General features: G+C 50.8%; 22 protein-coding genes and 1 tRNA gene. 6 read left to right on the top strand and 17 right to left on the bottom strand.

Going from position 1 to position 23,598, the window contains the following annotated elements; translation table 11 throughout:
* Positions 1 to 14: 14 nt before the first annotated feature.
* Both BLP78_RS07005 and BLP78_RS07000 read right to left on the bottom strand, forming a co-directional pair.
* The gene (locus tag BLP78_RS07005; RefSeq protein ID WP_090457911.1) at positions 15 to 947 is read right to left on the bottom strand and encodes a glycosyltransferase family 2 protein; all 933 of its coding nucleotides are present in this window, start codon (positions 945 to 947) and stop codon (positions 15 to 17) included.
* A 379-nt stretch (positions 948 to 1,326) separates the two neighbouring features.
* A complete protein-coding gene (locus BLP78_RS07000) occupies positions 1,327 to 2,862 on the bottom strand; it encodes a PEP-CTERM sorting domain-containing protein (RefSeq protein WP_090457909.1) in 1,536 nt (511 codons plus the stop codon).
* Positions 2,863 to 3,228: 366 nt separating this feature from the next.
* Here BLP78_RS07000 and BLP78_RS06995 point away from each other — a divergent pair, with 366 nt between their 5' ends.
* From BLP78_RS06995 to BLP78_RS06975, 5 genes are all read left to right on the top strand, one after another.
* Positions 3,229 to 4,008, top strand: a complete 780-nt coding sequence (locus BLP78_RS06995; protein WP_176752807.1) for a GNAT family N-acetyltransferase — start codon at positions 3,229 to 3,231, stop codon at positions 4,006 to 4,008.
* Positions 4,009 to 4,025: 17 nt separating this feature from the next.
* Positions 4,026 to 4,277 (top strand): acyl carrier protein, encoded by a 252-nt coding sequence (locus tag BLP78_RS06990; protein ID WP_090457904.1) that lies wholly within the window; start codon positions 4,026 to 4,028, stop codon positions 4,275 to 4,277.
* Positions 4,274 to 5,131 (top strand): hydrolase 2, exosortase A system-associated, encoded by an 858-nt coding sequence (locus tag BLP78_RS06985; protein WP_090457902.1) that lies wholly within the window; start codon positions 4,274 to 4,276, stop codon positions 5,129 to 5,131. Before BLP78_RS06990 ends, BLP78_RS06985 begins: the two co-directional genes overlap by 4 nt.
* Positions 5,128 to 5,997: a hydrolase 1, exosortase A system-associated gene (locus tag BLP78_RS06980; RefSeq protein ID WP_090457900.1), complete on the top strand. Its 870-nt coding sequence runs from the start codon at positions 5,128 to 5,130 to the stop codon at positions 5,995 to 5,997. The genes BLP78_RS06985 and BLP78_RS06980 overlap by 4 nt, the downstream gene beginning before the upstream one ends.
* A 206-nt stretch (positions 5,998 to 6,203) precedes the next feature.
* A complete protein-coding gene (locus tag BLP78_RS06975; RefSeq protein ID WP_090457898.1) occupies positions 6,204 to 6,833 on the top strand; it encodes a tetratricopeptide repeat protein in 630 nt (209 codons plus the stop codon).
* Between the two features lie 59 nt (positions 6,834 to 6,892).
* Here BLP78_RS06975 and BLP78_RS06970 read toward each other — a convergent pair whose 3' ends face one another.
* From BLP78_RS06970 to BLP78_RS06935, 8 genes are all read right to left on the bottom strand, one after another.
* Positions 6,893 to 7,951, bottom strand: coding sequence for an SDR family oxidoreductase (locus tag BLP78_RS06970; protein ID WP_090457895.1), 1,059 nt, complete (start codon positions 7,949 to 7,951; stop codon positions 6,893 to 6,895).
* Positions 7,952 to 8,059: 108 nt separating this feature from the next.
* Entirely contained in the window at positions 8,060 to 9,340 is a 1,281-nt protein-coding gene (locus BLP78_RS06965) for a nucleotide sugar dehydrogenase (RefSeq protein ID WP_090457893.1), read from the bottom strand.
* 537 nt (positions 9,341 to 9,877) lie between these two features.
* On the bottom strand, positions 9,878 to 10,990 hold the full coding sequence (locus BLP78_RS06960; RefSeq protein ID WP_090458008.1) for a fatty acid desaturase family protein: 1,113 nt from the start codon (positions 10,988 to 10,990) through the stop codon (positions 9,878 to 9,880).
* Between the two features lie 150 nt (positions 10,991 to 11,140).
* Positions 11,141 to 11,689 carry a dTDP-4-dehydrorhamnose 3,5-epimerase gene (gene rfbC, locus BLP78_RS06955; protein WP_090457891.1) on the bottom strand — a complete coding sequence of 183 codons (549 nt, stop codon included), beginning with the start codon at positions 11,687 to 11,689 and terminating at the stop codon, positions 11,141 to 11,143.
* The gene (gene rfbA / locus BLP78_RS06950; protein WP_090457888.1) at positions 11,686 to 12,573 is read right to left on the bottom strand and encodes a glucose-1-phosphate thymidylyltransferase RfbA; all 888 of its coding nucleotides are present in this window, start codon (positions 12,571 to 12,573) and stop codon (positions 11,686 to 11,688) included. The genes rfbC and rfbA overlap by 4 nt, the downstream gene beginning before the upstream one ends.
* A complete protein-coding gene (gene rfbD, locus BLP78_RS06945; protein WP_090457886.1) occupies positions 12,570 to 13,472 on the bottom strand; it encodes a dTDP-4-dehydrorhamnose reductase in 903 nt (300 codons plus the stop codon). Before rfbD ends, rfbA begins: the two co-directional genes overlap by 4 nt.
* On the bottom strand, positions 13,472 to 14,533 hold the full coding sequence (gene rfbB, locus BLP78_RS06940; RefSeq protein WP_090457884.1) for a dTDP-glucose 4,6-dehydratase: 1,062 nt from the start codon (positions 14,531 to 14,533) through the stop codon (positions 13,472 to 13,474). The genes rfbD and rfbB overlap by 1 nt, the downstream gene beginning before the upstream one ends.
* Before the next feature lie 54 nt (positions 14,534 to 14,587).
* On the bottom strand, positions 14,588 to 15,319 hold the full coding sequence (locus tag BLP78_RS06935; protein WP_090457882.1) for a pseudouridine synthase: 732 nt from the start codon (positions 15,317 to 15,319) through the stop codon (positions 14,588 to 14,590).
* A gap of 144 nt (positions 15,320 to 15,463) precedes the next feature.
* Between BLP78_RS06935 and BLP78_RS06930 the strand changes: the two genes are divergently transcribed.
* Positions 15,464 to 15,540 (top strand) — tRNA-Val (locus tag BLP78_RS06930).
* 170 nt (positions 15,541 to 15,710) lie between these two features.
* On the opposite strand, the gene BLP78_RS15545 is transcribed toward BLP78_RS06930, so the two are convergent.
* The 7 genes from BLP78_RS15545 to BLP78_RS06895 all read right to left on the bottom strand — a co-directional run bounded on the left by BLP78_RS15545 (position 15,711) and on the right by BLP78_RS06895 (position 23,528).
* Positions 15,711 to 16,277, bottom strand: a complete 567-nt coding sequence (locus BLP78_RS15545; protein WP_176752806.1) for an FxDxF family PEP-CTERM protein — start codon at positions 16,275 to 16,277, stop codon at positions 15,711 to 15,713.
* A 203-nt stretch (positions 16,278 to 16,480) separates the two neighbouring features.
* Positions 16,481 to 17,929 (bottom strand): mannose-1-phosphate guanylyltransferase/mannose-6-phosphate isomerase, encoded by a 1,449-nt coding sequence (locus BLP78_RS06920; RefSeq protein WP_090458006.1) that lies wholly within the window; start codon positions 17,927 to 17,929, stop codon positions 16,481 to 16,483.
* A gap of 107 nt (positions 17,930 to 18,036) precedes the next feature.
* Positions 18,037 to 19,086 (bottom strand): UDP-glucose 4-epimerase GalE, encoded by a 1,050-nt coding sequence (gene galE / locus BLP78_RS06915; RefSeq protein WP_090457880.1) that lies wholly within the window; start codon positions 19,084 to 19,086, stop codon positions 18,037 to 18,039.
* A 70-nt stretch (positions 19,087 to 19,156) separates the two neighbouring features.
* Entirely contained in the window at positions 19,157 to 19,894 is a 738-nt protein-coding gene (locus BLP78_RS06910; RefSeq protein ID WP_090457878.1) for a WecB/TagA/CpsF family glycosyltransferase, read from the bottom strand.
* A complete protein-coding gene (gene wecB, locus BLP78_RS06905; protein WP_090457876.1) occupies positions 19,891 to 21,000 on the bottom strand; it encodes a non-hydrolyzing UDP-N-acetylglucosamine 2-epimerase in 1,110 nt (369 codons plus the stop codon). Before wecB ends, BLP78_RS06910 begins: the two co-directional genes overlap by 4 nt.
* Entirely contained in the window at positions 20,997 to 21,929 is a 933-nt protein-coding gene (locus tag BLP78_RS06900; protein ID WP_090457874.1) for a polysaccharide lyase family 20 protein, read from the bottom strand. The genes wecB and BLP78_RS06900 overlap by 4 nt, the downstream gene beginning before the upstream one ends.
* 783 nt (positions 21,930 to 22,712) lie before the next feature.
* Positions 22,713 to 23,528, bottom strand: coding sequence for a class I SAM-dependent methyltransferase (locus BLP78_RS06895; protein ID WP_143002904.1), 816 nt, complete (start codon positions 23,526 to 23,528; stop codon positions 22,713 to 22,715).
* Positions 23,529 to 23,598 lie beyond the last annotated feature (70 nt).

Raw genomic sequence — 23,598 nt, 5'->3', positions numbered from 1 at the left:
GGTTGGTCTTGCCGCTAAATCATTTTCTCAATGATGTATCGGGGCCTGCGTTTCGTCTCGGCGTAAATTTTGGCAATATATTCTCCTATAATCCCCAGGCTCAAAAGCTGGATTCCGCCTAAAAAATACATGGGGATCACAGTGGACGCCCATCCCGGCACGCTTCCATCGAAGAAAAGACGCGCTATCAACGCCCAACTCCCGATGGCGAAGCTGAACATGGATACGGTGAATCCCAGTAGTGTAATCCATCGCAGAGGAAGCGATGAGAATGAAGTCAGGCCGTCCCACGCCAGGGCAAGCATCTTTTTTAAAGGATATTTTGATTCACCGGCAAAACGCTCGGCGCGCCTGTAATATACATTTTCAGTTTTGAAACCAAGCTGGGGAATAATTCCGCGCAAGAATACATTGGCTTCGCCATACTGCTTCAAGGCCTCTATCGCGTGGTAGCCCATCAGGCGATAATCTGCATGGTTAAATACGATATCAACACCTAGCAGGCGCAGCACCCGATAATATCCTTCTGCACTCATTCTTTTGAATCGCGCATCCGTTCTGCGATCCACCCTGATACCATAGACGATCTCAGCGCCTTCCCGATATTTGATCACCATCTCCCTGATCGCCGATAAATCATCCTGAAGATCTGCGTCAACACTAATTATCGCGTCCCCGCTAACGGTCATGAGCCCGGCGATCAAAGCGTTCTGATGTCCGCGATTTCTCGACAGTTTAATGCCATGCATTGAACTGTCACATCTTGCGACATTTTCGATCAGGTTCCATGTTTTGTCTTTCGAACCGTCGTCTATAAAGGTTATCGTACTCTCGGGATCAACCAGTCGCTCGGCTATAAGCTGATTCAGCAGTTCCCGGAGATGACCGATCGTGGTTCCAAGCACTTCTTCCTCGTTAAAACATGGAACTACTATTGCGAGATTCATCTATACCTCATCTTTACTCGGTCCATTTCGCGCGCATCGGTAGATTACAAAAGAGGATCGTGCCTCTTCGTATTCCAGCGTTGCACCTGAGAACTATTTGTTGGAGTGATCCCGATGTAGCTGACGACTATCATTCTTGCTCATCTACGACATATTTGCGGAAATCTGTTGCAGGATAGGCCGAGCATGGCACATGAGATCAGTATCGGCCAGAAGGATATCTTGGCAGGACGGAATTATCTCCTTCGATAAGGGTGATTCCGCGTAGCTCATCCGATCAAGAGAAAAAGAAAAACCTCTCAGCAATGATCGCAAATTTCAAATTTGCCTGCCACGTGCGGGAGCAAGGTATGGCGTTCCGGAAATCGTGTCAAGTACCTCAGACCGCGACTGAGGAGAGCGCCAGCTTTGCTGGCGCTTCGGTATTTCGTTGACGTCTGCGAGCAATCCATCCGATCAGGCCAAGCCCCGCAAGCAGAAGCGCATATGCTTCCGGTTCGGGAACCACCCCCGCGACCGGCTTGTATAGCCACACAGCGGCATCCCACGCTCCGCCGTTCTCGAGAGCAATCTGGTCGAGCGCGACGAACGCACCCAGCGTGGGATCATAATGCCACTTACCGAGAACACCGGTAGCAAAATCACCATGAGGATGACTTGACGTCGAGCTTTGCATCTCGTGGATAGTCCACGTGGTGTTGGAGCCGATGTTGCCATCTGCGTCGGTGAGAACGTTCACTGCCCAAACTGTTCCGCCGCCGCCACTGCCATCCCATAGCACAATCATGTTATCGGCAGAATCATAACCAATACCATAAGTCGCACCCATTACGAAATCACTGCCATCGCTGTTTACGAGATTGATTCCGATATCGGCATTACTATTGGGATTGGCTGTATTGGAATTATCCAGATCCCATATTGCCAAATCTGCCGTATATGGCCCGATATGATTGGCGGTCCTAATGTAAAGGTTGTGCGTCGTATCAATTGTTGCGGTGCCCTGGTATCCGACTGAATTCCATGTAGTGCCAATAGCTTCCCATGAGTCCTTACCGCCGTTTCTCACGTCTCCCACTGCATAGCGGTAGAGTACCGGAAACCCTGATGCATTCGAGTCTGCGGTAAGGTAGACTACGTCTTTGCCGTTCTCGGTACGGTAGGCAGTGGTAGCGTTAACGTAAATAGGCGGTTGAGATCCGGTCCACTGCCCCTGCCGGTCGATCCACATGTTGCCGCCTTGCGCAACATTGATCGTATTCCAGCCTGAACCGGTCGTACCACCGACCTTATTGGGATCCGCCTTATCAGGATCCCACAGGAAAGGGCCAGCGCGGGTCACATTCGTGCCATCCGTCTTCTCGAAATTTCCACCGTTCTGCGCTGCGCCCCCGAACGTAATGAACATCTTATTGACGGGCAGATAGTTGTTGTTGTCGTAGGTATGCGCCGATTGTGGCGCCGCGCTGTCGACGATAAATCCATAGGCGTCTATTCTGCTTGGTAGAGAACCCCGCTCCCATTTGCCTGTAGCGCCATCCCACACGTACATTTCATTACCCACGTAATTTGCGTGGCCGCCGCCCCAAAGCATCATTTGTCCACGATCTGAATCCCAGGCAAAAGAACTCCAGGCATTAACAATAGCGCCGGGCCAACTATTCGGTACCGCATCGGCGCCGACCGGCCAAGCATCGGAAAAGAGGTTGGTGCTTGCCTTGACCCAACCACCCTCAGGCGTCGCCGCCAGCAGTGATGACAAACGTTCGAACGAGGTGTCCGCATATGCTGACGCCATGAAGAATGACGCCGAACTGGTGGCGAGGAGAGCGGAAAACGCAAAATTTGCCACCCAATTGTTCCGCGCATGCATACTCATGTTCGCTCCCCATTTTTGTATGTTAAGTTTATGCATACCGCTGCGCTCCCCAATTAGGGTAACTTTTTGAAGCGTACAAGAAAATACATTGAAAAGTAAAGCGATTTCTACTTTTAAGAATTAACCTTCCGTGACTTATAGTACTATTGACGCGTTTTTATCAAGAGTCACAAAATAACGCCGCACGGAGCAGAACCCAACTGATTTTCTACCGAGATCATGACGATTTCGGTATCAGAAAACCACTATTCCTGGGCTAAAGGCTGTAGCAGCGGAATTTACCGAAGTCTGCGGATAAAATAAGAAAACTGGATTGAAGATGCTGGCGCGTCATTCCCGGTTCCGCTTATATTATAAAATATTCAGGTCGCAGGACTGGTCTTATTATGTCGTAATTTCTCATTGCCACTTGTATTTGATATCTTGGCTACTCAATGGTTTTGCGTGATGACCTCAATAGCAGTGCAAAAAAAAGCATTTCATCAGATGTTACAGCACTGGGGTTGGTTCAATGTCGGGCTTTTCGTACTCAGCAAGTTTTTGGGGATGATATCAAGAGGAAAGATTCGCCTATACAGGTATTATTTAATCGCCCAGCCAGTCGCAAAGACAGCTTTACTTCCGCCGGGAAGGGGCAGGAAAATAGAAATCCGGCTGATTCAAGAGCAAGACGAAATCATCCGGGAGTTTCCCAGACCTGCCACGGCGATCCGAGCCAGATTCAAGCAAGGAGCCAAATGTCTGGTCGCTTTGAAGGAGGGGCGCTTTATTGGTTTCCTGTGGCTATTGCTGGGAAGCTATCAAGAGGATGAAGTGCGGGCCCGCTACATACCGCTACCGGCAGAACGGGCCGCTTGGGATTTCGATGTGTATGTAGCGCCGGATCTCCGACTGGGATTGACTTTTCCGCGTCTATGGGAACAGGCAAACCGCATCTTGACTGAAAATAACATTTTATGGTCGTGCAGCCGTATTTCCGCGTTCAACTCCGGTTCGCTCGATGCCCATGCACATTTTGGAACATTGCCCTTGGGCAGCGCACTCTTTTTTTGTGCCGGCCGGTGGCAAATTACGTTCTCCTCTATATCGCCCTACTTTCATTTGTCGTCCCGCCCCGATTCATTCCCGGAATTTCGTCTTGATACTGAGGGGCTTGAGGCGTCTTCCTGCTCAAAAAGATAATCAACTATGGAGTAAACATGCAGCATCTTGAAGAAGTAAAGAAAATTCTATCCGACGTACTGAGCCTCGGGGAACGAAAAAATTCCCTCAAGGAAGATTCCTCCTTGCTCGGCAGCATTCCCGAATTGGACTCCATGGCAGTGGTTAATCTGATCACCGCCATGGAAGAGCATTTTGATATAACCGTCGATGATGATGAGATTACCGCAAGCACCTTTGAAACCGTTGGCACACTGACGCGCTTCGTTGAACAAAAATTGGCTGAATGAACTCATTTTTGCACGTCGCTCCCGCCACGCCCTTCTTTTTAAAAGCGGAGTTGGGCGAGCGTTTTTGTCTTTACTACGCCCCTCCTCCCGGTTGGGAATGCCGCGGTGTACTGATTTATGTTCATCCCTTCGGCGACGAAATGAATAAATCGCGCCGTATGGCGGCGATGCAGGCAAGAGCCTTTGCCGCAGCGGGGTTTGGCGTGCTGCAGATAGATCTTTTCGGCTGTGGAGACAGCAGCGGCGAATTCGGGAATGCAAGCTGGAATATCTGGAAGCGGGACCTGGCTGCTGCATGGAGTTGGCTGGAGGACAGGGTTGCCGCTCCGGTCAGCCTCTGGGGTCTGCGCCTAGGCGCTCTACTAGCACTCGACTTTGCCAGAAGCTCGGAAAATGCAATTGACCGGATTATTCTTTGGCAACCTGTAATAAGCGGAGAATCTTTCCTGACCCGGTTTTTGCGCCTTCGGCTCGCCAATGAAATTCTTTTGGGCGAGGCCGGTACAGAAAAAAACACCGGAACGAATGCTATGCGCAATGCCTTGAGGACTGGAAATCCGCTTGAAGTAGCCGGCTATGAACTCGCGCCGGACATGGCTGCCGCCATTGATATCTTGCAAGCGGCTGAGCTACTCGTAACACGATGCCCCATTCACTGGTTCGAGATTGTGGCTGAACCGGGCCGTTCCATGACCGCGGCCGGAGCGAAGGTTGTCACCGCATGGAAGCAGAATGGCGTTGATCTGCATTTGCATCTTGTGCCTTGCTTACCGTTTTGGGCGACACAGGAAATCTCGGAGTGTCCTGAACTCGTGTTGGCGACAGCCGATATTTTTGCTGAACAAGCCAGATGAATTTCGAGGAACGCGCGCTCGCCCTTCAGTGCAATGATTCGTGGATGTACGGAATTTTGAGCCTGCCTGAGCGAACTGCTTCGAGAGGTGTGCTGATCGTTGTAGGCGGACCGCAATATCGGGTGGGAAGCCATCGCCAGTTCACATTACTTGCTCGTCACCTCGCCTCTCTTGGCATACCCGTTCTACGTTTCGATTACCGGGGAATGGGAGATAGCGAAGGCGCCTCAAGAACTTTTGAAGATTTGGAAGATGATCTCCACTGTGCGATAGAACATTTTTTTGAAGAAGTGCCCGCGCTCAGTAATTTGGTGATTTGGGGCTTATGCGATGCTGCCTCAGCTGCGCTTTTCCATGCGCACCGCGATCGGCGCATAACTGGCCTGGTATTACTGAATCCCTGGGTAAGAACAGATCAAGGTGCTGCAAAAGCCTATCTAAAACATTACTATCTCGCTCGTATTCTCGACCCTGAATTCTGGGGCAAGGTTTGGAGCGGGCGTTTTAATTACGCCAATGCAACTCAATCTCTTGTGAAGACTATCGAGAAAGCCCTGCCGGGTCGAAAAATTACAGCCACGAGGGATAAGGCTGGCGATAGATCCTGTGATTTCGCCAGCTTGCCGGAACGGATGCTGGATGCACTCAGTCGTTATAAAGGAAAGATACTGCTGATAACGAGTGGCGACGACCTTACCGCCCAGGAGTTTCTGGAGCTAGTTAAAAGTTCGCGTGAGTGGCAGCGACGGCTGGCGGCACCAAGTGTATCGCGTCTGAATTTACCGGAAGCCAACCATACTTTTTCGCGGCGTGTATGGCGCGATGAGGTGGCCGTTGGGACGAGCGACTGGATTCAGTCGTGGTGAAAGATTAACCATCGTTTTCGATCGGGCCTTACTCGACATGAGCGGTTTCTCGACATGAACACCCAGGTGTGCCAATGGAAAAAACCTGACGTACTCGCGAGCCAGGGGTCATAATTGATGCACCTTTCCGGAAAACGCTGGATGAACAGTACCGTACTGCGCTTGTTGAAGCATCCTCCGAAATACGCTAATTGTAAGGAACGTTTATGAAAGCTATGCCGTTCATTGTTATATTAGTCGTCTCGATTATTTCAGCAGACCTCAAGGCGGCCCCCGCTCCCTATTGTGGAGAAGTCATACCAGGAGGTGCGGGAGGTGATTATACGAACAGCGACTATAGAGGAAATCTGAAAACCGTTGAAGATTATCATTTTACGCCTAATGTCGAGAAACTGGTCAGTGGCAATACCGGATACATCGGCGGAGACTTGAGCTATACACTTCTGCTGTTTCCGAATCACCATCGCGCATTGGCAGCAATGGGTAAACTTGCCTTAAAGGAGAAAACCTTAAAGCCGAGCGGCTCCAAATATTCGGTTGAATGCTTTTTTGATCGAGCCATGCGGTTTAAACCAACCGATGGCATGGTTCGTATGGTATATGGCAATTATTTGCTGAAAGCAGGACAAATTGATAAAGCCACGGAGCAGCTTCAGATAGCGGCTGAGCTCCAGCCAGAAAACCCTACCATCAACTACAATCTCGGCTTGCTCTATATGCAGAAGAAAAACTATGAACAGGCAAAAACTTATGCGAAGAAAGCATATGAACTAGGCTTCCCCCTTCCAGGTCTGAAGAATCAGTTGATACAAGCAGGAAAATGGGACGGCGACTAAGGCAACGGATCAGCTTCGAGAAAACCCAGAATATACCTAAATACGATAAAAATGTGTATCTAGGCTGATTCGCCCGTTGCTTCTTTCTCGGGCGCGAGATGGGCGATATACCAAGCCATGGCTTGCTTAAGCCCTTCATCTATCCGATGAGTCGGCTCAAAACCCAACATTTTTCCAGCCTTGGAAATGTCCGCCTGAGAATGTCGTACATCGCCCCTGCGAAAATCCGCGTACGTGGGCTTATGGTTCCGCAAGTCGGGAAATTTCTCCACAAGTGACGCGCATATCATCTCATAGAGTTGATTCAGGCTTGTACGCTCGCCAACTGCCACATTGTAAATCTGATTGACCGCCTCGGAATTTTCAGCCAGCGCCGCAAGAAGATTGACTTGAACGACGTTCTCGATAAAGCAGAAATCCCGGCTGGTTTCGCCATCTCCATTAATGTATAAAGTCCGACCCCGGATAAGCGCAGCAATCCATTGAGGAATCACTGCCGCATAAGCGCCGTTTGGGTCCTGCCTGGGACCAAAGACGTTAAAATAGCGTAACCCGACGGATTGCATACCATAGCAGCGCGCGAATACATCCGCGTAGAGTTCGTTGACATACTTGGTAACGGCATATGGCGAAAGAGGCTGGCCAATTACCGACTCCACCTTGGGTAGACCGGGATGGTCGCCATATGTCGAACTGGAGGCTGCGTAAATGAAGCGCTTCACCTGGGTGTCACGCGAGGCCACCAGTAAATTCAGGAATCCGGAAATATTGTTTTCATTTGTCTGGATAGGATCTTGAATGGATCGCGGCACAGATCCAAGCGCGGCCTCATGCAGCACATAATCCATGCCTTTGCATGCATCCCTGCATACTTGCAGATCCCGGATATCCCCTTCGATAAAGCTGAAGTTGAGCCAGGCCTCTTCCCCTACCAACTCCCTTATCTGCTCGAGATTGTGCCGATGACCGGTCGAAAAGTTATCCAGACCTGTTACCTTTTGATTCAGCGTGAGCAAAGTCTCCAGTAAACTGGACCCGATAAACCCGGCAACGCCGGTGATCAGCCAGTGATATGGATGATTCTTCAAATGCTGAAGCACGTCTTGGTATCTTGTCATTATTCGATCAGCCCTTTCCTGAAGAATCTGTGAATAATTTCCGATTTTACCAGCTCAGTCGTCAAACAAGCACTCCACAAAAGATTTGTTCAGTGATCTTCATTTTCTTCAAAGCCGCCAGACGTTGAAACCAGCATCACGCAGGGCTGCTGGGTCAAACTGGGATTTAACATCGATAAAGCAGCCATTACCGGTGATTTTGGATTGGAAATCGGTCAAGGGTCTGTTCATAAATTGCCGATGCGAGACGGCAACAATGAGTGCATCGGCGCGTGGAAGATTTTCCCACGACTCAAGTTCCAGGCCATATTCATGCCGAGCTTCTTCGGGATCGGCCACAGGATCATGGATGTGAATTTCTATGCCATAAGACTTGAGTTCACTGATCAGGTCGGCAGTTTTAGAGTTTCTGAGATCGGGGCAGTTCTCTTTGAAGGACAAGCCCAGCACATTCACTCGGGCGCCCTTGACATTAATGTCAGCCTTGATGATGTGTTTTATGGTTTGCTCGGCAACAAATTTAGCCATACTGTCGTTGATACGGCGGCCAGCCAGAATAACCTGCGGTATGTAGCCGATCATTTCAGCCTTGTGGGTAAGGTAATATGGATCGACACCAATGCAATGGCCCCCAACCAGGCCGGGGCGAAAAGGAAGAAAATTCCATTTCGTGCCGGCAGCCTGAAGAACCTCCATGGTGTCGATTCCCAGCTTATCGAAAATGATGGCTAGTTCGTTCATCAATGCGATATTCAAGTCACGCTGCGTATTCTCGATCACTTTAGCGGCTTCGGCCACCTTGATACTGGATGCACGGTATACACCGGCGGTAATTATACTTTCGTAAAGCACGGCGATTTTCTCCAACGTATCCTGGTCGTCTCCCGACACAACCTTCAGGATACTGGTAAGCGTATGCTGCTTATCACCAGGGTTAATACGTTCGGGAGAGAAGCCGACGTGAAAGTCATCTTTCCATTTCATACCAGAATGCTTTTCGAGAACCGGAACACAGATTTCTTCCGTTGCGCCTGGGTAAACCGTAGATTCGTAAATAACGATGGCGCCCCGCTTCATATGTTTTCCGACGACCCCGCTGGCGCCGATGAGCGACGAAAAATCAGGCTGATGAGCAAGGTCTACCGGGGTGGGAACTGCGACAACAATATAATCAGCCTCGGACAGCTCTGCCGGATCGGTGGTAACAGACAGGTGACATGCTGCTTGTAGATTATCAAAGGAAACTTCACCGGTCGGATCTATGCCGCGCTTGTAACTGTCGACTTTGCTGCTGGAAAGGTCATATCCTATGGTTCGCCGCTTTTTTCCAAATTCAACCGCCAAGGGTAACCCTACATACCCCAATCCTACTACAGCCACCAGGCTCATCAGTTATCTCCCACTCCGTTTATCATTCATATCGGCAAAGCGACCTGCCGTACTGTACTCCAACTCCCTATCATCCGACAGTATCTCTTTGAATAACATTGTACTAAAGTGCAATTTCCACAAGACTTATTTCAGATATCATGCCGGCAGGTGACTCAGAGCAAGAGCGTGGGAAAATCCAGCGGCAAATCAATTTCAGGAGGAACAGCCTGAGCAACGCGCCGACCCGGGCCGTAAGTACTTCGCGGATTGCCTGGAGGCAGGGATCGAGAACGCAACAAACACGACATGGCCCGCCAAGAATAAAACAAGAGGGTGAAGATTGCTACCGGGCCGGGGGAACTATTACTTGATACGCCGCCGCTTTCGCAAATCTGCCAGGCACAGGGATGGCCAGCTTGCTTCGAGCTGATGCATTCGTTTTTAGTGGCCCGCTTCCTGTCGGCCTTGTACATTTAGGCATGATAACGCTCATTGCCTGACGTGTTTATGTTTCAGATTTTTTTGTCCGTAGCGCAACAGCAGCCCGGTTTTTTATCAGGCATTTCTTTGTCTGCGTACGCCATCCTCAAACGTCGTATCAGAATTGGCCACGTCAGCTTGATGTCCATGGGTATTTGCAGACGCTTCACCCCAAATACGCCGCAATGCGTCCCACATGCTGGTCCGCACCGTCTTCAGATAAAGCGTGTTATCGCTCAAGCCATTTACGAGACGTCGTTGGGCCTCACCCAGGTTGTGGTAGGGCAAGCTCATGAAAAGATGGTGGGTCGCGTGGTAGCGCAAGCCAACCGGGGCCCATAAGGCGGTAATGAACAGGTTGCCCGGAACATTTATCGAGTCGAGGTATTGCTCGTGAAATTCCATGGGTTGATCGCCAGGATTGCGGTAAGCATGTGCGCTTAGCGTACGCAAGGAATTTATAAAAAAGATGAACATTGCAATGACATACCAGAAGACCAGAAAGTAGTAGGTCAGCACGCCCAACGCAATGCAGGCAACCACCGCTGTTATGAATACAAAAGCGGCAAATTCCTGGAGCTTCCAGTGCCTGTCGCTGCGAATCGCATTCTCCTCACGCTTGTAATTCATATCGATGGTGAGAGAAGAAGCCCGTTCCCAGACCAGTTTACGCAGCGGGGGAATGAAATACGATAACGGTGTGAGAACCAAAAAACGGATGATGAAAAAGAGCGGCAAAATAAATGAGAGCAGTACATAGCCGACCATGATCACCGGCCTCAAGGTAGCAAAAGGGACGTATTCCCCATCCTTGGCGGTGCCATAGACATCACGCTTGTGATGATCGTTGTGAACGCCGTCATAGGTAAAAGAGGGAATCAGCAACGGTATGCCGCAAGTGACGTTCCACACCAGGCGGAATAGTCCGAATGTTCCCGTTTTCAGGTGGGCCAGTTCGTGAATGAAAATAGCTGCACGATAAAACGCAAGTGTAGCGATAATAAAAAGTGGAAATTGCCAGGCAGAAAACAGCGGCATGGACAGGACAGCCAAAAAGGCGGTCCAACCCAGCGAGATATGAAAGATAAAATCCGCCCAGTAAATCCAGGGATTGGGCGTCATGAGATCGCGGACAAGACTGTGCGCCTCCCGCAAGGGAAATTCCCGGCCCGCTGTCGTTTCTATCATTCCTGGATACTCATAGAATCGTTTCGTTTTGTGATGAATCAGGATTGCGGGCATTTACTACTTGATTAAATCATCCATGTTTCCTATGTCGATACACAACCCGAAGGGTTCATCGGCTTGGCACACCACAAGATTGCAGGCTGAGAAGCCTCAAAATACCTCGGCATCAGCCAGCGTTGGTGCAATGGCGTCTTTCGCCGAAATAATGGGTTGTGCACCCGCTTCAACTGGCCATGAAATCGCAATTTTCGGGTCATTCCAGACAATGCTACGCTCAAAGTCGGGAATGTAGTAATCCGTAGTTTTATACAAAAAATCGGCACTTTCGCTCAATACGTAAAAACCATGGGCAAAACCCGGTGGCACCCATATCTGACGGTAATTATCTTCGGTCAACTCCACCCCGACCCATCGGCCAAAGGTTGGAGATGACTTGCGGATATCGACCGCCACATCAAAAACCGCACCGCGTACTACACGCACCAGCTTGCCCTGAGGTTGCCGGATCTGATAATGCAAGCCGCGCAATACACCTTTGACGGAGCGGCTATGATTATCCTGCACGAAGTTTACGCCAAGCCCGGTAGCCTGGTTGAAATTTTTCTGATTGAAGCTTTCGAAGAAGAATCCCCGGCTATCACCAAAGACTCTCGGTTCGATTATCAGTACGTCCGGAATGGCGGTGGGAATTACCTTCATATGACCACCCGCTCATTCAAGAGACGCAATAAATACTGACCGTAGCCATTTTTTTCCAATGGTTTCGCCAGCTTCTCAAGCTGCGCGGCGTCTATAAAACCTTGACGATAGGCGATCTCTTCCGGACATGCCACCTTGAGACCCTGGCGGTGCTCAATGGTTTCGATAAAATTGCTGGCTTCAATCAGGCTTTCGTGAGTACCTGTGTCCAACCATGCATAACCACGGCCCATGATTTCGACATTGAGCTGGCTGTGCTCCAGGTAGCTCCGGTTTACATCGGTGATTTCCAGCTCGCCCCGAGCGGAAGGCTTGAGCCTGCTCGCAATATCGACAACCTGGTTATCGTAGAAATACAGGCCGGTCACAGCATAGTTACTCTTGGGCCGGACCGGTTTTTCCTCCAGTGAGGAAGCCTGATTATGGCCATCAAAAGCAACCACGCCATAGCGCTCGGGGTCTTGTACGTGATAGGCGAATATGGTCGCTCCTTCCTGCTTTGCCATGGCGCGCTGGAGTCGCAGGTGCAAATCGTGTCCATAAAAAATGTTATCGCCGAGCACCAGGGCGCTGGGATTATGCCCGATAAAGTCTTTACCAATGGTAAAGGCCTGAGCCAACCCATCCGGACTGGCTTGCACGGCATATTGCAAGTTCAGCCCCCAATCGCTTCCATCGCCCAGCAGCTGTTCAAAACGCGGCGTGTCCTGCGGCGTGGAGATGATGAGGATATCGCGAATACCCGCCAGCATGAGTGTACTTAACGGGTAATAGATCATCGGCTTGTCGTAAATAGGCAGCAGTTGTTTTGAAACCGCCTTCGTGACGGGGTAAAGCCGGGTGCCGGATCCGCCGGCGAGGATAATGCCTTTACGCTGGATCATCGATTCTTCTCAAGGGTTTCAGTGAGCATGCGTGCTACACCCGTTTGCCATGAAGGCAAACTCAAGTCGAAGGTGCTTTGCAGTTTTGCGGTGTCCAGGCGCGAATTTTTCGGTCGCGTGGCGGGTGAAGGAAATGCACTGGCAGGGACTGGGAGGATATTTTCTGGCGCCACCTCGAGCCTGACCCCAGCTTGACGAGCAAAGTTTAATACAAACCGGGCGTAACCGTACCATGAGGTTTCGCCCGCCGCAACCAGATGATAAAGGCCGGATACGTTCGGTCGCTTCACGGCCGTCCGAATGGCATGGGCAGTCACATCGGCCAACAGATCGGCGCCGGTTGGCGCGCCGATCTGATCGTCGATAATGGTGAGACGATCGCGCTCCTGTGCCAGACGCAACATTGTTTTTGCAAAGTTACCGCCACGCTCGGCAAAAACCCAACTGGTGCGGAAGATCAGATGACGGCAGCCAGACTCTGAAATTGCATTTTCGGCTTCCAGTTTTGTCCGACCATACACATTCAAAGGCCCGGTAGGATCGGTTTCTACCCAGGGTTTGCTCCCACTGCCGTCAAATACATAATCAGTGGAGTAATGGACCAGCCAGGCGCCAAGCTTACCGGCTTCTCTGGCAAGAGTAGCCGGAGCAAGGGCGTTAATAACACGAACCCGTTCCGGCTCGTCCTCAGCTTTGTCCACAGCGGTATGTGCGGCCGCATTCACTATCACATCGGGTGAAACCGTCTGAACGGTTTGCGCAATACCATCAAGGTTTGTGAAATCACCGCAGAAATCCTGGCTGTCAAAATCGACCGCTATCAATTCGCCCAACGGCGCGAGACTGCGTTGTAGCTCCCACCCCGCCTGCCCATTTTTACCGAACAGCAAAATTTTCATCAGGTGCGCCCATTGTAATTCTTCTCAACCCAGGTCCGGTAGGCGCCAGACTGAACATTGGCGACCCAGGACGGATTGCCAAGGTACCATTGCACGGTTTTGCGTATGCCTGTTTCAAAAGTCTCAGCAGGCTTCCAGCCCAGTTCGCGCTCGATTTTACTCGCATCGATTGCATAGCGGCGGTCATGGCCAGGACGGTCGGTGACAAAATTGATCAGGTTACGGTAGGGATCGCTGGCTCGAGGTCGTAGCGTATCCAGCAATGCACAAATCGTATGGATGATGTCGATGTTGGGTTTCTCGTTCCAGCCGCCTATATTGTAAATCTGCCCGGGAATTCCCGCTTCCAGCACACGACGGATAGCGCTGCAATGGTCTTTTACATATAGCCAATCGCGAATTTGCTGGCCGTCTCCATACACAGGCAAGGGTTTGCCGGCAAGCGCGTTGACGATGATCAACGGGATAAGTTTTTCGGGGAATTGATAAGGACCATAGTTGTTGGAGCAATTGGTGGTGAGCACAGGCAAGCCGTAGGTATGATGATATGCACGCACCAGATGGTCGCTGGCGGCTTTGGTCGCCGAGTATGGGCTATTCGGCTCGTAGCGGTGCGCCTCATTGAAGGCTGGCGCGTCCTTGGCGAGGGAACCATAAACTTCGTCGGTCGAAACCTGGAGGAAGCGAAAATCCCGCTTTGCATTTTCATCCAAGGCACTCCAGTAACTACGTCCGGCTTCCAGAAGACGAAAGGTACCGACGATATTGGTCTGTATGAAGTCTTCCGGGCCATGAATAGAACGGTCGACATGGCTTTCAGCGGCAAAATTGACGATGGCGCGGGGTCGATAGCGTCGGAGTAGATCGGTTACGAGGGTAGCGTCGCCTATATCGCCTTTTACAAAAATGTGCCGCGCATCTTCCACCAGTGTGGAAAGATTCTCCAGATTACCCGCGTAGCTGAGTATGTCGAGGTTGATTACCGCTTCGTCAGACTGCGCCAGCCAGTCCAGCACAAAGTTCGCACCAATGAATCCGGCGCCGCCCGTTACTAAAATCATTGTTATCCTTCGACTTGAGAGACTAATCGCATGGCATTTAGTGGGAACACCGGGTCAAAACTCTTCGCCATGCCGCAAAAAACGCCATTTTTCTACCGGCAGGTCACCCAATTTTACCCTGCCAATGCGGACGCGCTTTAACCCAGTGACTTTCAGCCCGACCAATTCGCACATTCTACGGATCTGGCGTTTCTTGCCTTCGCGTAAAATAAAGCGTAATTGGTCCTTATTTTGCCGGATCACTTCAGCGCGCTTTAATGCCTGGCCATCCAGACTTAGACCATGGTTCAGCAGATCCAATGCGGATTTCGATAAGGTTCCCTCAATGCGCACTAGGTATTCCTTCTCAATCCCCGATTCCGCGCCGATCAACTGTTTGGCAATGCGGCCGTCCTGCGTAAGCACCAACAAGCCGCACGAATCGATATCCAGTCGGCCCGCAGGAGCCAGACCTTTCAAATGCATCGGACTAAAACGTTTTGGTGTTTGATCGCCATGAAAGCGCGATTCTTTGTTAACCAGGCTGATCGCGGGCTTGTATCCCGGTTCCGGCTGCCCTGATACGTAGCCGATGGGCTTGTTCAACAGTATTGTAACTTGATCTAGCTGCTGGGCTTCCGCCATGTTATGCAGTCTTATTTTCTGCAGGGGATAAATCTTTGTGCCCAATTCGGTGACAGGTTCATCATCGACATATACCCATCCGCGTTCGATATAGCTATCCGCTTCCCTGCGAGAACATATTCCTTGTTGAGACATGAGCTTGGATAGCCGGATTTTTTCCATGAATCCCCGTGAGTTCCTGTAGCGGCTTTATGGTCGATATTGAAAGATATTCTCCTCCTTCCCGCCCCTTTTGCCGGAATTTTGCCAGAGTTCGATTATTATAATTTGAACCCCTGTTCTGTTTCATATAAAATTCGGTTTTCCAGGCGCGTAGCTCAGCTGGTTAGAGCACCACCTTGACATGGTGGGGGTCGTTGGTTCGAGTCCAATCGCGCCTACCAGGAAACTGGCGAGAGAGTATAAATAAGTCCACGGCATTAGCCGCTAATAACCGCCCTTGGCGGTTTTCTTTTGTGAGCCCAACATAGGCGCACAAAAGAAACGGCCTCTCGTAAGAGGCCGTAATAACGAATTACAGAGTAGATACAATAACGCCTGAATCTGGTTTGATTCAGGACGTCTTGCGGCTACTCCGACGACGAACAACCGCACCCATCAATCCAAGGCCAGCCAGAAGCATGGCATAAGTTTCTGGTTCGGGAACCGCGGATACGCTGATTGAGCCGTTGTAAAGACCGCCCAGTGTACCGTTAGTCATTCCTGTGATGTTGAGATCCATGTTACCGCCCGCGGTCGGACCCCACGCTAAATTGAGAGACTCAGCGGTGTTGTTTCCTCCGAGCACAGCCGAAGCCAGGAGTGTCTCGTCACCATTGTTTCTGATTCCATCCGGATTTGAAATCAGAGACATTGTAGAGAGCACTGTGTTGAACGTGCCGACGCCCGGAATATCCAGTGGAAAATTCAGGACACTGTAGCCTGAACCTCCGTTGGCAGGCAACGTAAAGGAAAAGACATCAGTAAAATCTCCAGCAGGTACGACGCTCCCGCTGAAAGACGTCGGCACATTAACAGCCACGTTACCAAGCTGATCATTCGTAGGCGCAGCGCTGGCTCCAGCACTCACACCTGCCAGAATCGCAACACCAATGGCTCGCTTCAAAAAAATATTAACCATGATTGTAATCTCCTATAAGTACGTACTTTGAACACTTGGATACCAACGATCTGTGCAAATTTGCAGCAGCGTCGATAATTTTTTTACGATACTTACTACACCAGATCTGGAAAAATTTAACTCGCAGAACTTGAGGTATGAAGGTTACACCTGAGAAACGAGGGGTCAATAGACCGTATGGACTAGCAAGGACCAAAAAGCATTTAACCTTCTTGCCGTCCGTAAACATCCTCAAAGCGCACGATATCATCTTCGCCCAAATATGAGCCTGATTGGACCTCGATCATCTCAAGGGGCACGCAGCCCGGATTTTCCAATCGGTGGCGAGTACCCAACGGAATAAAAGTCGATTCATTTTCGGATACGAGATAGCTGGCATCACCCCGCGTCACCTGTGCCGTTCCGCTTACTACAATCCAATGTTCCGCACGGTGATGATGCATCTGCAGCGATAGGGCGGCCCCGGGTTTGACAACGATGCGTTTTACCTGAAAACGCTCGCCGACATCGACAGCGTCGTACCAGCCCCAGGGGCGAAATACCTTGCGATGCAATTCGCCCTCGGGCCGACCCTGACGCTTGAGGCTATCAACAATTTTCTTGACATGTTGCGTCTTGTTCATGTGGGCTACCAGGATGGCGTCCGCCGTTTCGACCACCACCATATCCTCTACCCCTACGCACGCCACCAGCCTGTGCTCCGCCATGACCAGCATGTTATGGCAATCATCCAGCAACACATCTCCTTGGGATACATTGCCATGATGATCCTTGGGCAATACCTGCCACAAGGAATCCCATGCGCCAACATCAGACCAACCGGCCGACAACGGAATCACCGCACCCATCGGCAATGAGTCATCGCCCGCAGCAATACGCTCCATGACCGCGTAATCGATCGAGTCGCTCGGACATTGCATGAATGCTTCTTTGCTCACGCGTAAAAAATCGCCATCCACAACACCCCGATCCCACGCTGCACGGCAAGCCGCCAAGATGTCCGCTCGACAGCAACCGATGGCCGAGATCCATACCGAAGCATGCAGCATGAATAAGCCGCTGTTCCAGAAGTAAGAACCGGCGTCAAGATAAGCTTGTGCCGTTGCGAGATCGGGTTTCTCCACAAAACGCGCTATCCGATTGACCCCATCCTTTCCGAGAGGCTCACCGGATTGAATGTAGCCGTAACCCGTCTCAGGTGAATCCGGCTTGATACCGAAAGTCACGACCATGCCTTCATTGGCCAGCGTTATGCCTTTGCGTACCGCCGCTTGAAAACTTGATATATCCAGAATCAAATGATCAGCGGGCATCACCAGCAGGACTGGATCGTCTCCGCCGCGCATTGCCGCCAAGGCAGCCAGAGTCAGGGCGGGTGCGGTATTACGCCCGACGGGTTCAAGCAGGACCGTGCCTTCGGTTTCCATCAGGCGTAGCTGTTCCGCAATTATGAAACGGTATTCTTCGTTGCAAACGATCAGCGGTGACCCGAGTTCCACGCCGGTGAGCCCCTCCATGCGTCTCACCGTGGACTGCAACAGTGAATCTTCTCCAATAAGCGGCAAAAGCTGCTTGGGATACTTCTCGCGCGAGAGCGGCCAGAGGCGCGTGCCGGAACCTCCAGAGAGCACAACAGGAATCAATGGCTGCATGAACCTTCCATAGGGCGATATTCCCATCCGTTAAAAATCTATTCCTGAAACCACTTACTGCCAGTTCCGCTGACCGCCTGTTAATAACGATAACGCGAACCTCTTCGCTAACGTCGGCCTCCAAATCCCTCGGGATTGGCACTTTGCCAGCGCCAACTATCGGCGCACATTTCCTCCAGCCCACGTTCCGCCTTCCAACCCAGTAAATCAAATGCCAATTTGGGGTCGGCATAGCAAGACGCGATGTCACCGGGGCGCCGGGACCCAATTTGGTAAGGTACCGGCCGACCGCTTGCCTGCTCAAAAGCCCGAATCATCTCTAGTACGCTATAGCCTGTCCCCGTCCCGAGATTTACCGTCAGGCACCCCGCCTGCGCGTGCCGATCCGAAGTACCCGGGACGGCAACGGCATCCAGGACTTTCAGGGCTTTAAGGTGACCCAGCGCCAGATCCACGACATGGATATAATCCCGCACGCCGGTACCATCCGGCGTTGAATAATCGTTGCCCCAAACATTGAGAATTTCTCGCCGTCCTATCGCTACCTGGGCAACGAAAGGCATCAGGTTATCGGGAATGCCCTGTGGGTCCTCGCCGATCAGGCCGCTGGGATGGGCGCCCACCGGGTTGAAATAACGCAGGATACCGCAGTGCCAGGAAGAATCACTGCGGTATAGATCGCGCAAAATTTCCTCAACCATCAGTTTGCTGCGCCCGTAAGGGTTTGTGGCAGAGAGAGGATGGTCTTCGGTTAACGGAAGCCACTTGGGATCGCCGTAAACCGTGGCGGAAGAACTGAATACCAGGGTTTTCACATCACACTCGGTCATCGCTTCCAACAGGCGAAGGGTACCGACCACATTATTATCGTAATAAGCCAATGGCTGCTTAACCGACTCCCCCACCGCCTTGAGGCCGGCGAAATGAATAACCGCACTGGCGCCACTCTCGCGCAATGCCGCAACCAACGCGGCACGATCCCGGCTATCGCCACGCACCAGGCGCAGTTTTTTGCCGGTGATGCGTTCCACCCGGGCTAATGCCTCGGGATGGCTGTTGCAGAAATTGTCGAAAACCGTCACGTCGAAGCCCGCGTTCAGCAACTCTACGCACGTATGCGACCCGATATAACCTGCTCCGCCGGTGACAAGAATCATGGTTCTCAATTAGAAATCACAATCATTCAAAATAATTTTTCCAATAACCTCAACCTGTCGCTGAAGCAGACTAACGACGCACCAATTCTTTCAGCAGCAGCCAGAGAAAAAACATATCGTCGATAAAATAGCGTTTGAACATGCGTCGAGGCTCCTGCAAGAACCGGTAAAACCACTCAAGTCCGGACTTCTGCATCCAGACCGGTGCGCGCTTGACCTTGCCCACTACGACATCGAAACTACCGCCAACGCCCATGGCAAAAGGAATTTTCATCTCTGCCTGATAACGCCCGAGAAAATGCTCTTTTTTTGGCGAACTGATCGCAACGAATAATATGTCCGCCTGTGTGGCCTTGATGCGCTCGACGACCTCTGCCTCTTCCTCCGGCTTCCAATATCCATTGCGGTAGCCGGCGATAGTCAAGCCGGGGTACTTGCCGGCGTAAACTTGCTCCACAGCGGAAACCACATCTTGCCGAGCGCCAAGCAAGTATACCCGCCAGCCCTTCTCGGCTGAACGGCGCATTAGCGACTCGAACAGATCTACTCCCGCCACGCGTTCTTTCAGCGGCTTGCCAAGCAACCGGGATGCCCACACAACCGGCATCCCATCCACATTAATCAACTGGCAATCATTGATGATACGGCGCAATTTATCGTCGCGGCTCGCCTTGACAAGCTTATCGACATTGATAACAACATGCTGGTGAGGTCGCCCGCTCTGAATGAATGTCTCGACGGTCTGCAACGTCTCTTCCATTGATAGATTATCGATTTGACAACCCATCATCTCAATACGATGTCTCATGACAGCTCCCTCGCAAGCACTTCGACAATCCGCTGAGCGGCTCTACCATCCCACAGATGTGGTCGGCGGCCCTGCTTGCCTTCGCCGCGAAGCACCTTACGTACCTCGGCGACGATCCGTGCGGGATCCGTGCCAACCACCACATTGGACCCTTCATCCACCGTCACCGGACGCTCGGTATTTTCGCGGATAGTAATGCATGGCACGCCAAGCGCAGTGGTTTCTTCCTGGAGGCCGCCACTGTCGGTCAACACCACAGCGGCATCTTTCCATAAGTGGAGAAAGCTCATGTAGGATTGCGGTCCCACCAAAGTGATGTTCGGCCCAAGGTCGATGCCAAATTTTTCAATCGTTCCCCTGGTACGCGGATGCACAGGGAAAGCCAGCGGTAGCTCGGTTGCTATCTCGCGCAGCGCACCAACGATACGCGCCAGCATCTCGGCGCTGTCCACATTGCTCGGCCGATGCAGGGTAACCACCCCATACCGTGCATCATTGTTCGCACACACCGTCTTGAAATTGCTTGTTTCAAACCCCGAGGTATCGGAGCGAACCAGCTTTTCCGCCTGGTACAATAAATTATCAACCATCACGTGCCCGGCATAATGAATTGCCGCATCCGGCTTTCCCTCGCGCTTCAGGTGCGCAATGCCGCTTGGCTCAGTCACGAAAAACCAGTCCGCAATACTGTCGGTAACCACGCGGTTGATCTCTTCCGGCATGGTCATATCGCCACTGCGCAAACCGGCCTCTACGTGCGCCACGGGAATGCTCAGCTTCTTGGCTACAATAGAGCAGGCCAATGTCGAATTTACATCACCGACCACCAGTACCGCATCAGGCCGCTCCGTGTTGCAGAGCTCCTCAAAAGCCAGCATGATCTTGCCCGTCTGCTGCGCATGGCTACCCCCGCCCGCCGCCATGAAGATATCTGGTTGAGGAATGCCCAATTCCTCAAAAAAAACTTCATTCATCTCGCGATCATAATGCTGACCGGTATGGATAATCTTGTATGCCAGGCCACCATGGGATTGCAGCGCGCGTACGATGGGCGCAATTTTCATGAAATTCGGGCGTGCGCCAGCAACCAGATAAAGCCTTTTCACGTATTTGTCCCGGCGGACCCGGGTGAAAAACGCCGCCTGGCGGCAAAGAAACCGATTCCTGCGATTCCCGCCATCATCATCATATAGCTGCTCGGCTCGGAAACAACCGACATGGACATGGACTGAAACGTTTCCTTCCCATCTCCGATCAGAACCCCAGTCGAATAAGCCGAAATTGATTCTGTACCTGGCGACCAGCTGTATATACCGTTCTTGAACCAGACCCCCGCTTTGTCGTTGAAAGTATTGATGTGATCATGCTCTTGAAAAAGCAGTACCCCATCCTTCCAGAATTCCAGAGAACCGGTATCGTCTGCTGCCCACTTTACATGGAGATCCAGGTAGGTCCACCTCCCCGTTTCGAGCTCCCATGAAGTCAGCTCCCGACGTTCAAAATCGATTCCCGCAATAGATTTGATGTCGGCTGGAGATGTAATAGCGTCATGGTCGAATGCATTGATCAACTTCATTTTATTATCTTGAACGATAAGAGCGAGAGTCGGATTTCGAAAACCGCTCTCATTCTTGTCGGGCGCATTGAGAATTTGCGCAATAGCACTACCAACCTTGACGTATTTCCAAGTATCCGGAAGATAATAACCCCAGGAATACCAACGCTCCGAACCGACAGGATCTATGAAAGCACTTGCTTCGGAGCGGTAACCTGAATGGGTCGCAATATCGTCAGCAATATAAGTCGCGCGCATCACGGAATTCGCAGACCCTGCCGGATCTTGAACTCTTTCGAGACGGCCTGGAACACCGCTCGGCGTCGATATACCGCTAACGACATTACCATTCGCTTCCAATGCGCGATATCCGGAAAAATCGCCCGAACTGAATCTTCCATCGAAAACAATCTCGGCATATGCATAATTACAAGAAAGCGCAAAAACGAGGCCGGAAAAAATAAATTCTGATCGAATCATGAGACTTCCTTATAAGAGAAATCATACAACACCGCCTCAAAGTGAGCGGCCAGGTTGAGATGCACCCGAATTGATCCACAGTTTTTCTAATTGTGGACGCAAACATGCATCGAGTACTCGAGCTAATCTTGCTTTCCTGCTTCTCCAGGTTCGCAGCGAAGTGATGGCGCAGCAAGTCACTCCTTCAAGGCATGTGCCAGTTTTGAAATATCACTAGAATTGACCAGCAACCCCTCCTGCCCTTCTATTATGATTTCGAGTATGCATCCCACAGTGGTTGTTACAACACAACAGGAATCGACCATGACATCGCCTCTAGAATCGCCACCGACATATCTTCATTTTATGAAGGAAGTACAGATATGGCTACACGCACGAGCAAATTTTCATACTTTTGTGAGCCATCCCGCAAATTGAATCTTCTTACTGACACCCAGCTCTTCTGACGACACTCATGTCCGTTGCGTTTCACTGCCGCGTCCGATGATCAATCTGAAGCGCTCATCTAGCAAGAAACGACCTGAATCAAGCGAATCGCCATTACGCGCGCGCTCCTCCGTATTCAAACTCCCACTTCCGTTTGTTGCATGGAGTTGAAGAAATCACGTGCGTGTGGCAGAGGCCAGATTTCCTATAGATCCAGCCCCGCGCGATGATAGGGGAATTACCCGGACCGCATGAGATAGAATGAATCTAATGAGCTTCCTCCTGCGTTTTCCGCATTCATGCTCAAAAAAATCGCCGAAATCAGGATCATGCAGCACAACGCGAAGCCGTACCGTATCAGTAAGATTGTTTTCGCGCGATTAAGAAATGATCGGCTCCGAGGCCAAACACCTTTAACAGATCGAAAAATAGTTTCCTGAGTACCAAATTATTATTATCAAATTTCCTGATAAATTTGATATACGTACTCAACGTTTGATAATCGACCAAGGTTAAATTTTCTCTTGCCACAAGCACATCTAATGATTTCTTTGTAAAAAGATTGATGTGATGAGGCGGCGCAACCATGTTCCAATTCTTCAATCCCTTTACTCTCCTGTGTATACAACCAGGATTAGGTGTACTTAAAACCAGGTATCCACCAAGTTTCATTCGCTTTATTAATGCGGAAAGAAATGACCGAGGATCTACTACATGTTCTAGCACGTTGAAGCATGTCACAACATCATAGGTGAGGCTATGTTGAGATACGTCTTCCTCTATTAGCTGGACGTTTAAAATATCCTTAGCAAACCTGATTTCTTCTTTAGATACCTCCAATCCGCTCGCATCCAGCGAAAACTCCTTCGCCGCTAAAGCTACGAAATAACCATTACCCGCCCCCACATCGAGTAGACTGGGCCCGCCGATTTCCGCGATCCTTTTTAAGATGTAACGCCATCTGAATCCCCATTCGTATTCTATGGCAAGTGCTGTTTTCTGGCTCATTGTATAATAAGCATCAGTTTCGTATTGATCCTGACAAAAATTAGTATTTGCCATAATGCAGCCGCAGTCGGGGCAAACGTGAATATCTATGCCATTTTTGACGAAACTTTTTTGACTTGTACGATGGCTAGGATCAACTATACAAATTTTTTGTTCGTTATCCATTTTATCCACCCATAGGTTGGAAATACCTGTATTGAAGATCCGACTCTGAACCACCACACTGGCAGATTCT

Source organism: Nitrosospira sp. Nsp1 (assembly GCF_900100985.1).
Taxonomy (GTDB): domain Bacteria; phylum Pseudomonadota; class Gammaproteobacteria; order Burkholderiales; family Nitrosomonadaceae; genus Nitrosospira.
Note: the sequence above shows the minus strand (reverse complement) of the source record. Positions and strands in the feature narration are given on the sequence as shown.

Coding starts and splice junctions, on each gene's coding strand:
- rfbC (WP_090457891.1), bottom strand. CDS start 11,689: ATGAAGGTAATTCCCACCGCCATTCCGGACGTACTGATAATCGAACCG.
- BLP78_RS06965 (WP_090457893.1), bottom strand. CDS start 9,340: ATGAGCCTGGTGGCTGTAGTAGGATTGGGGTATGTAGGGTTACCCTTG.
- BLP78_RS06960 (WP_090458008.1), bottom strand. CDS start 10,990: ATGATAGAAACGACAGCGGGCCGGGAATTTCCCTTGCGGGAGGCGCAC.
- BLP78_RS07000 (WP_090457909.1), bottom strand. CDS start 2,862: ATGCATAAACTTAACATACAAAAATGGGGAGCGAACATGAGTATGCAT.
- BLP78_RS06970 (WP_090457895.1), bottom strand. CDS start 7,951: ATGACAAGATACCAAGACGTGCTTCAGCATTTGAAGAATCATCCATAT.
- rfbA (WP_090457888.1), bottom strand. CDS start 12,573: ATGATCCAGCGTAAAGGCATTATCCTCGCCGGCGGATCCGGCACCCGG.
- BLP78_RS06980 (WP_090457900.1), top strand. CDS start 5,128: ATGAATTTCGAGGAACGCGCGCTCGCCCTTCAGTGCAATGATTCGTGG.
- BLP78_RS06895 (WP_143002904.1), bottom strand. CDS start 23,528: ATGGATAACGAACAAAAAATTTGTATAGTTGATCCTAGCCATCGTACA.
- rfbD (WP_090457886.1), bottom strand. CDS start 13,472: ATGAAAATTTTGCTGTTCGGTAAAAATGGGCAGGCGGGGTGGGAGCTA.
- BLP78_RS06975 (WP_090457898.1), top strand. CDS start 6,204: ATGAAAGCTATGCCGTTCATTGTTATATTAGTCGTCTCGATTATTTCA.
- BLP78_RS06990 (WP_090457904.1), top strand. CDS start 4,026: ATGCAGCATCTTGAAGAAGTAAAGAAAATTCTATCCGACGTACTGAGC.
- BLP78_RS06920 (WP_090458006.1), bottom strand. CDS start 17,929: ATGCAGCCATTGATTCCTGTTGTGCTCTCTGGAGGTTCCGGCACGCGC.
- BLP78_RS06985 (WP_090457902.1), top strand. CDS start 4,274: ATGAACTCATTTTTGCACGTCGCTCCCGCCACGCCCTTCTTTTTAAAA.
- BLP78_RS07005 (WP_090457911.1), bottom strand. CDS start 947: ATGAATCTCGCAATAGTAGTTCCATGTTTTAACGAGGAAGAAGTGCTT.
- BLP78_RS06935 (WP_090457882.1), bottom strand. CDS start 15,319: ATGGAAAAAATCCGGCTATCCAAGCTCATGTCTCAACAAGGAATATGT.
- galE (WP_090457880.1), bottom strand. CDS start 19,086: ATGATTCTTGTCACCGGCGGAGCAGGTTATATCGGGTCGCATACGTGC.
- BLP78_RS15545 (WP_176752806.1), bottom strand. CDS start 16,277: ATGGTTAATATTTTTTTGAAGCGAGCCATTGGTGTTGCGATTCTGGCA.
- rfbB (WP_090457884.1), bottom strand. CDS start 14,533: ATGATTTTAGTAACGGGCGGCGCCGGATTCATTGGTGCGAACTTTGTG.
- BLP78_RS06900 (WP_090457874.1), bottom strand. CDS start 21,929: ATGATTCGATCAGAATTTATTTTTTCCGGCCTCGTTTTTGCGCTTTCT.
- BLP78_RS06910 (WP_090457878.1), bottom strand. CDS start 19,894: ATGAGACATCGTATTGAGATGATGGGTTGTCAAATCGATAATCTATCA.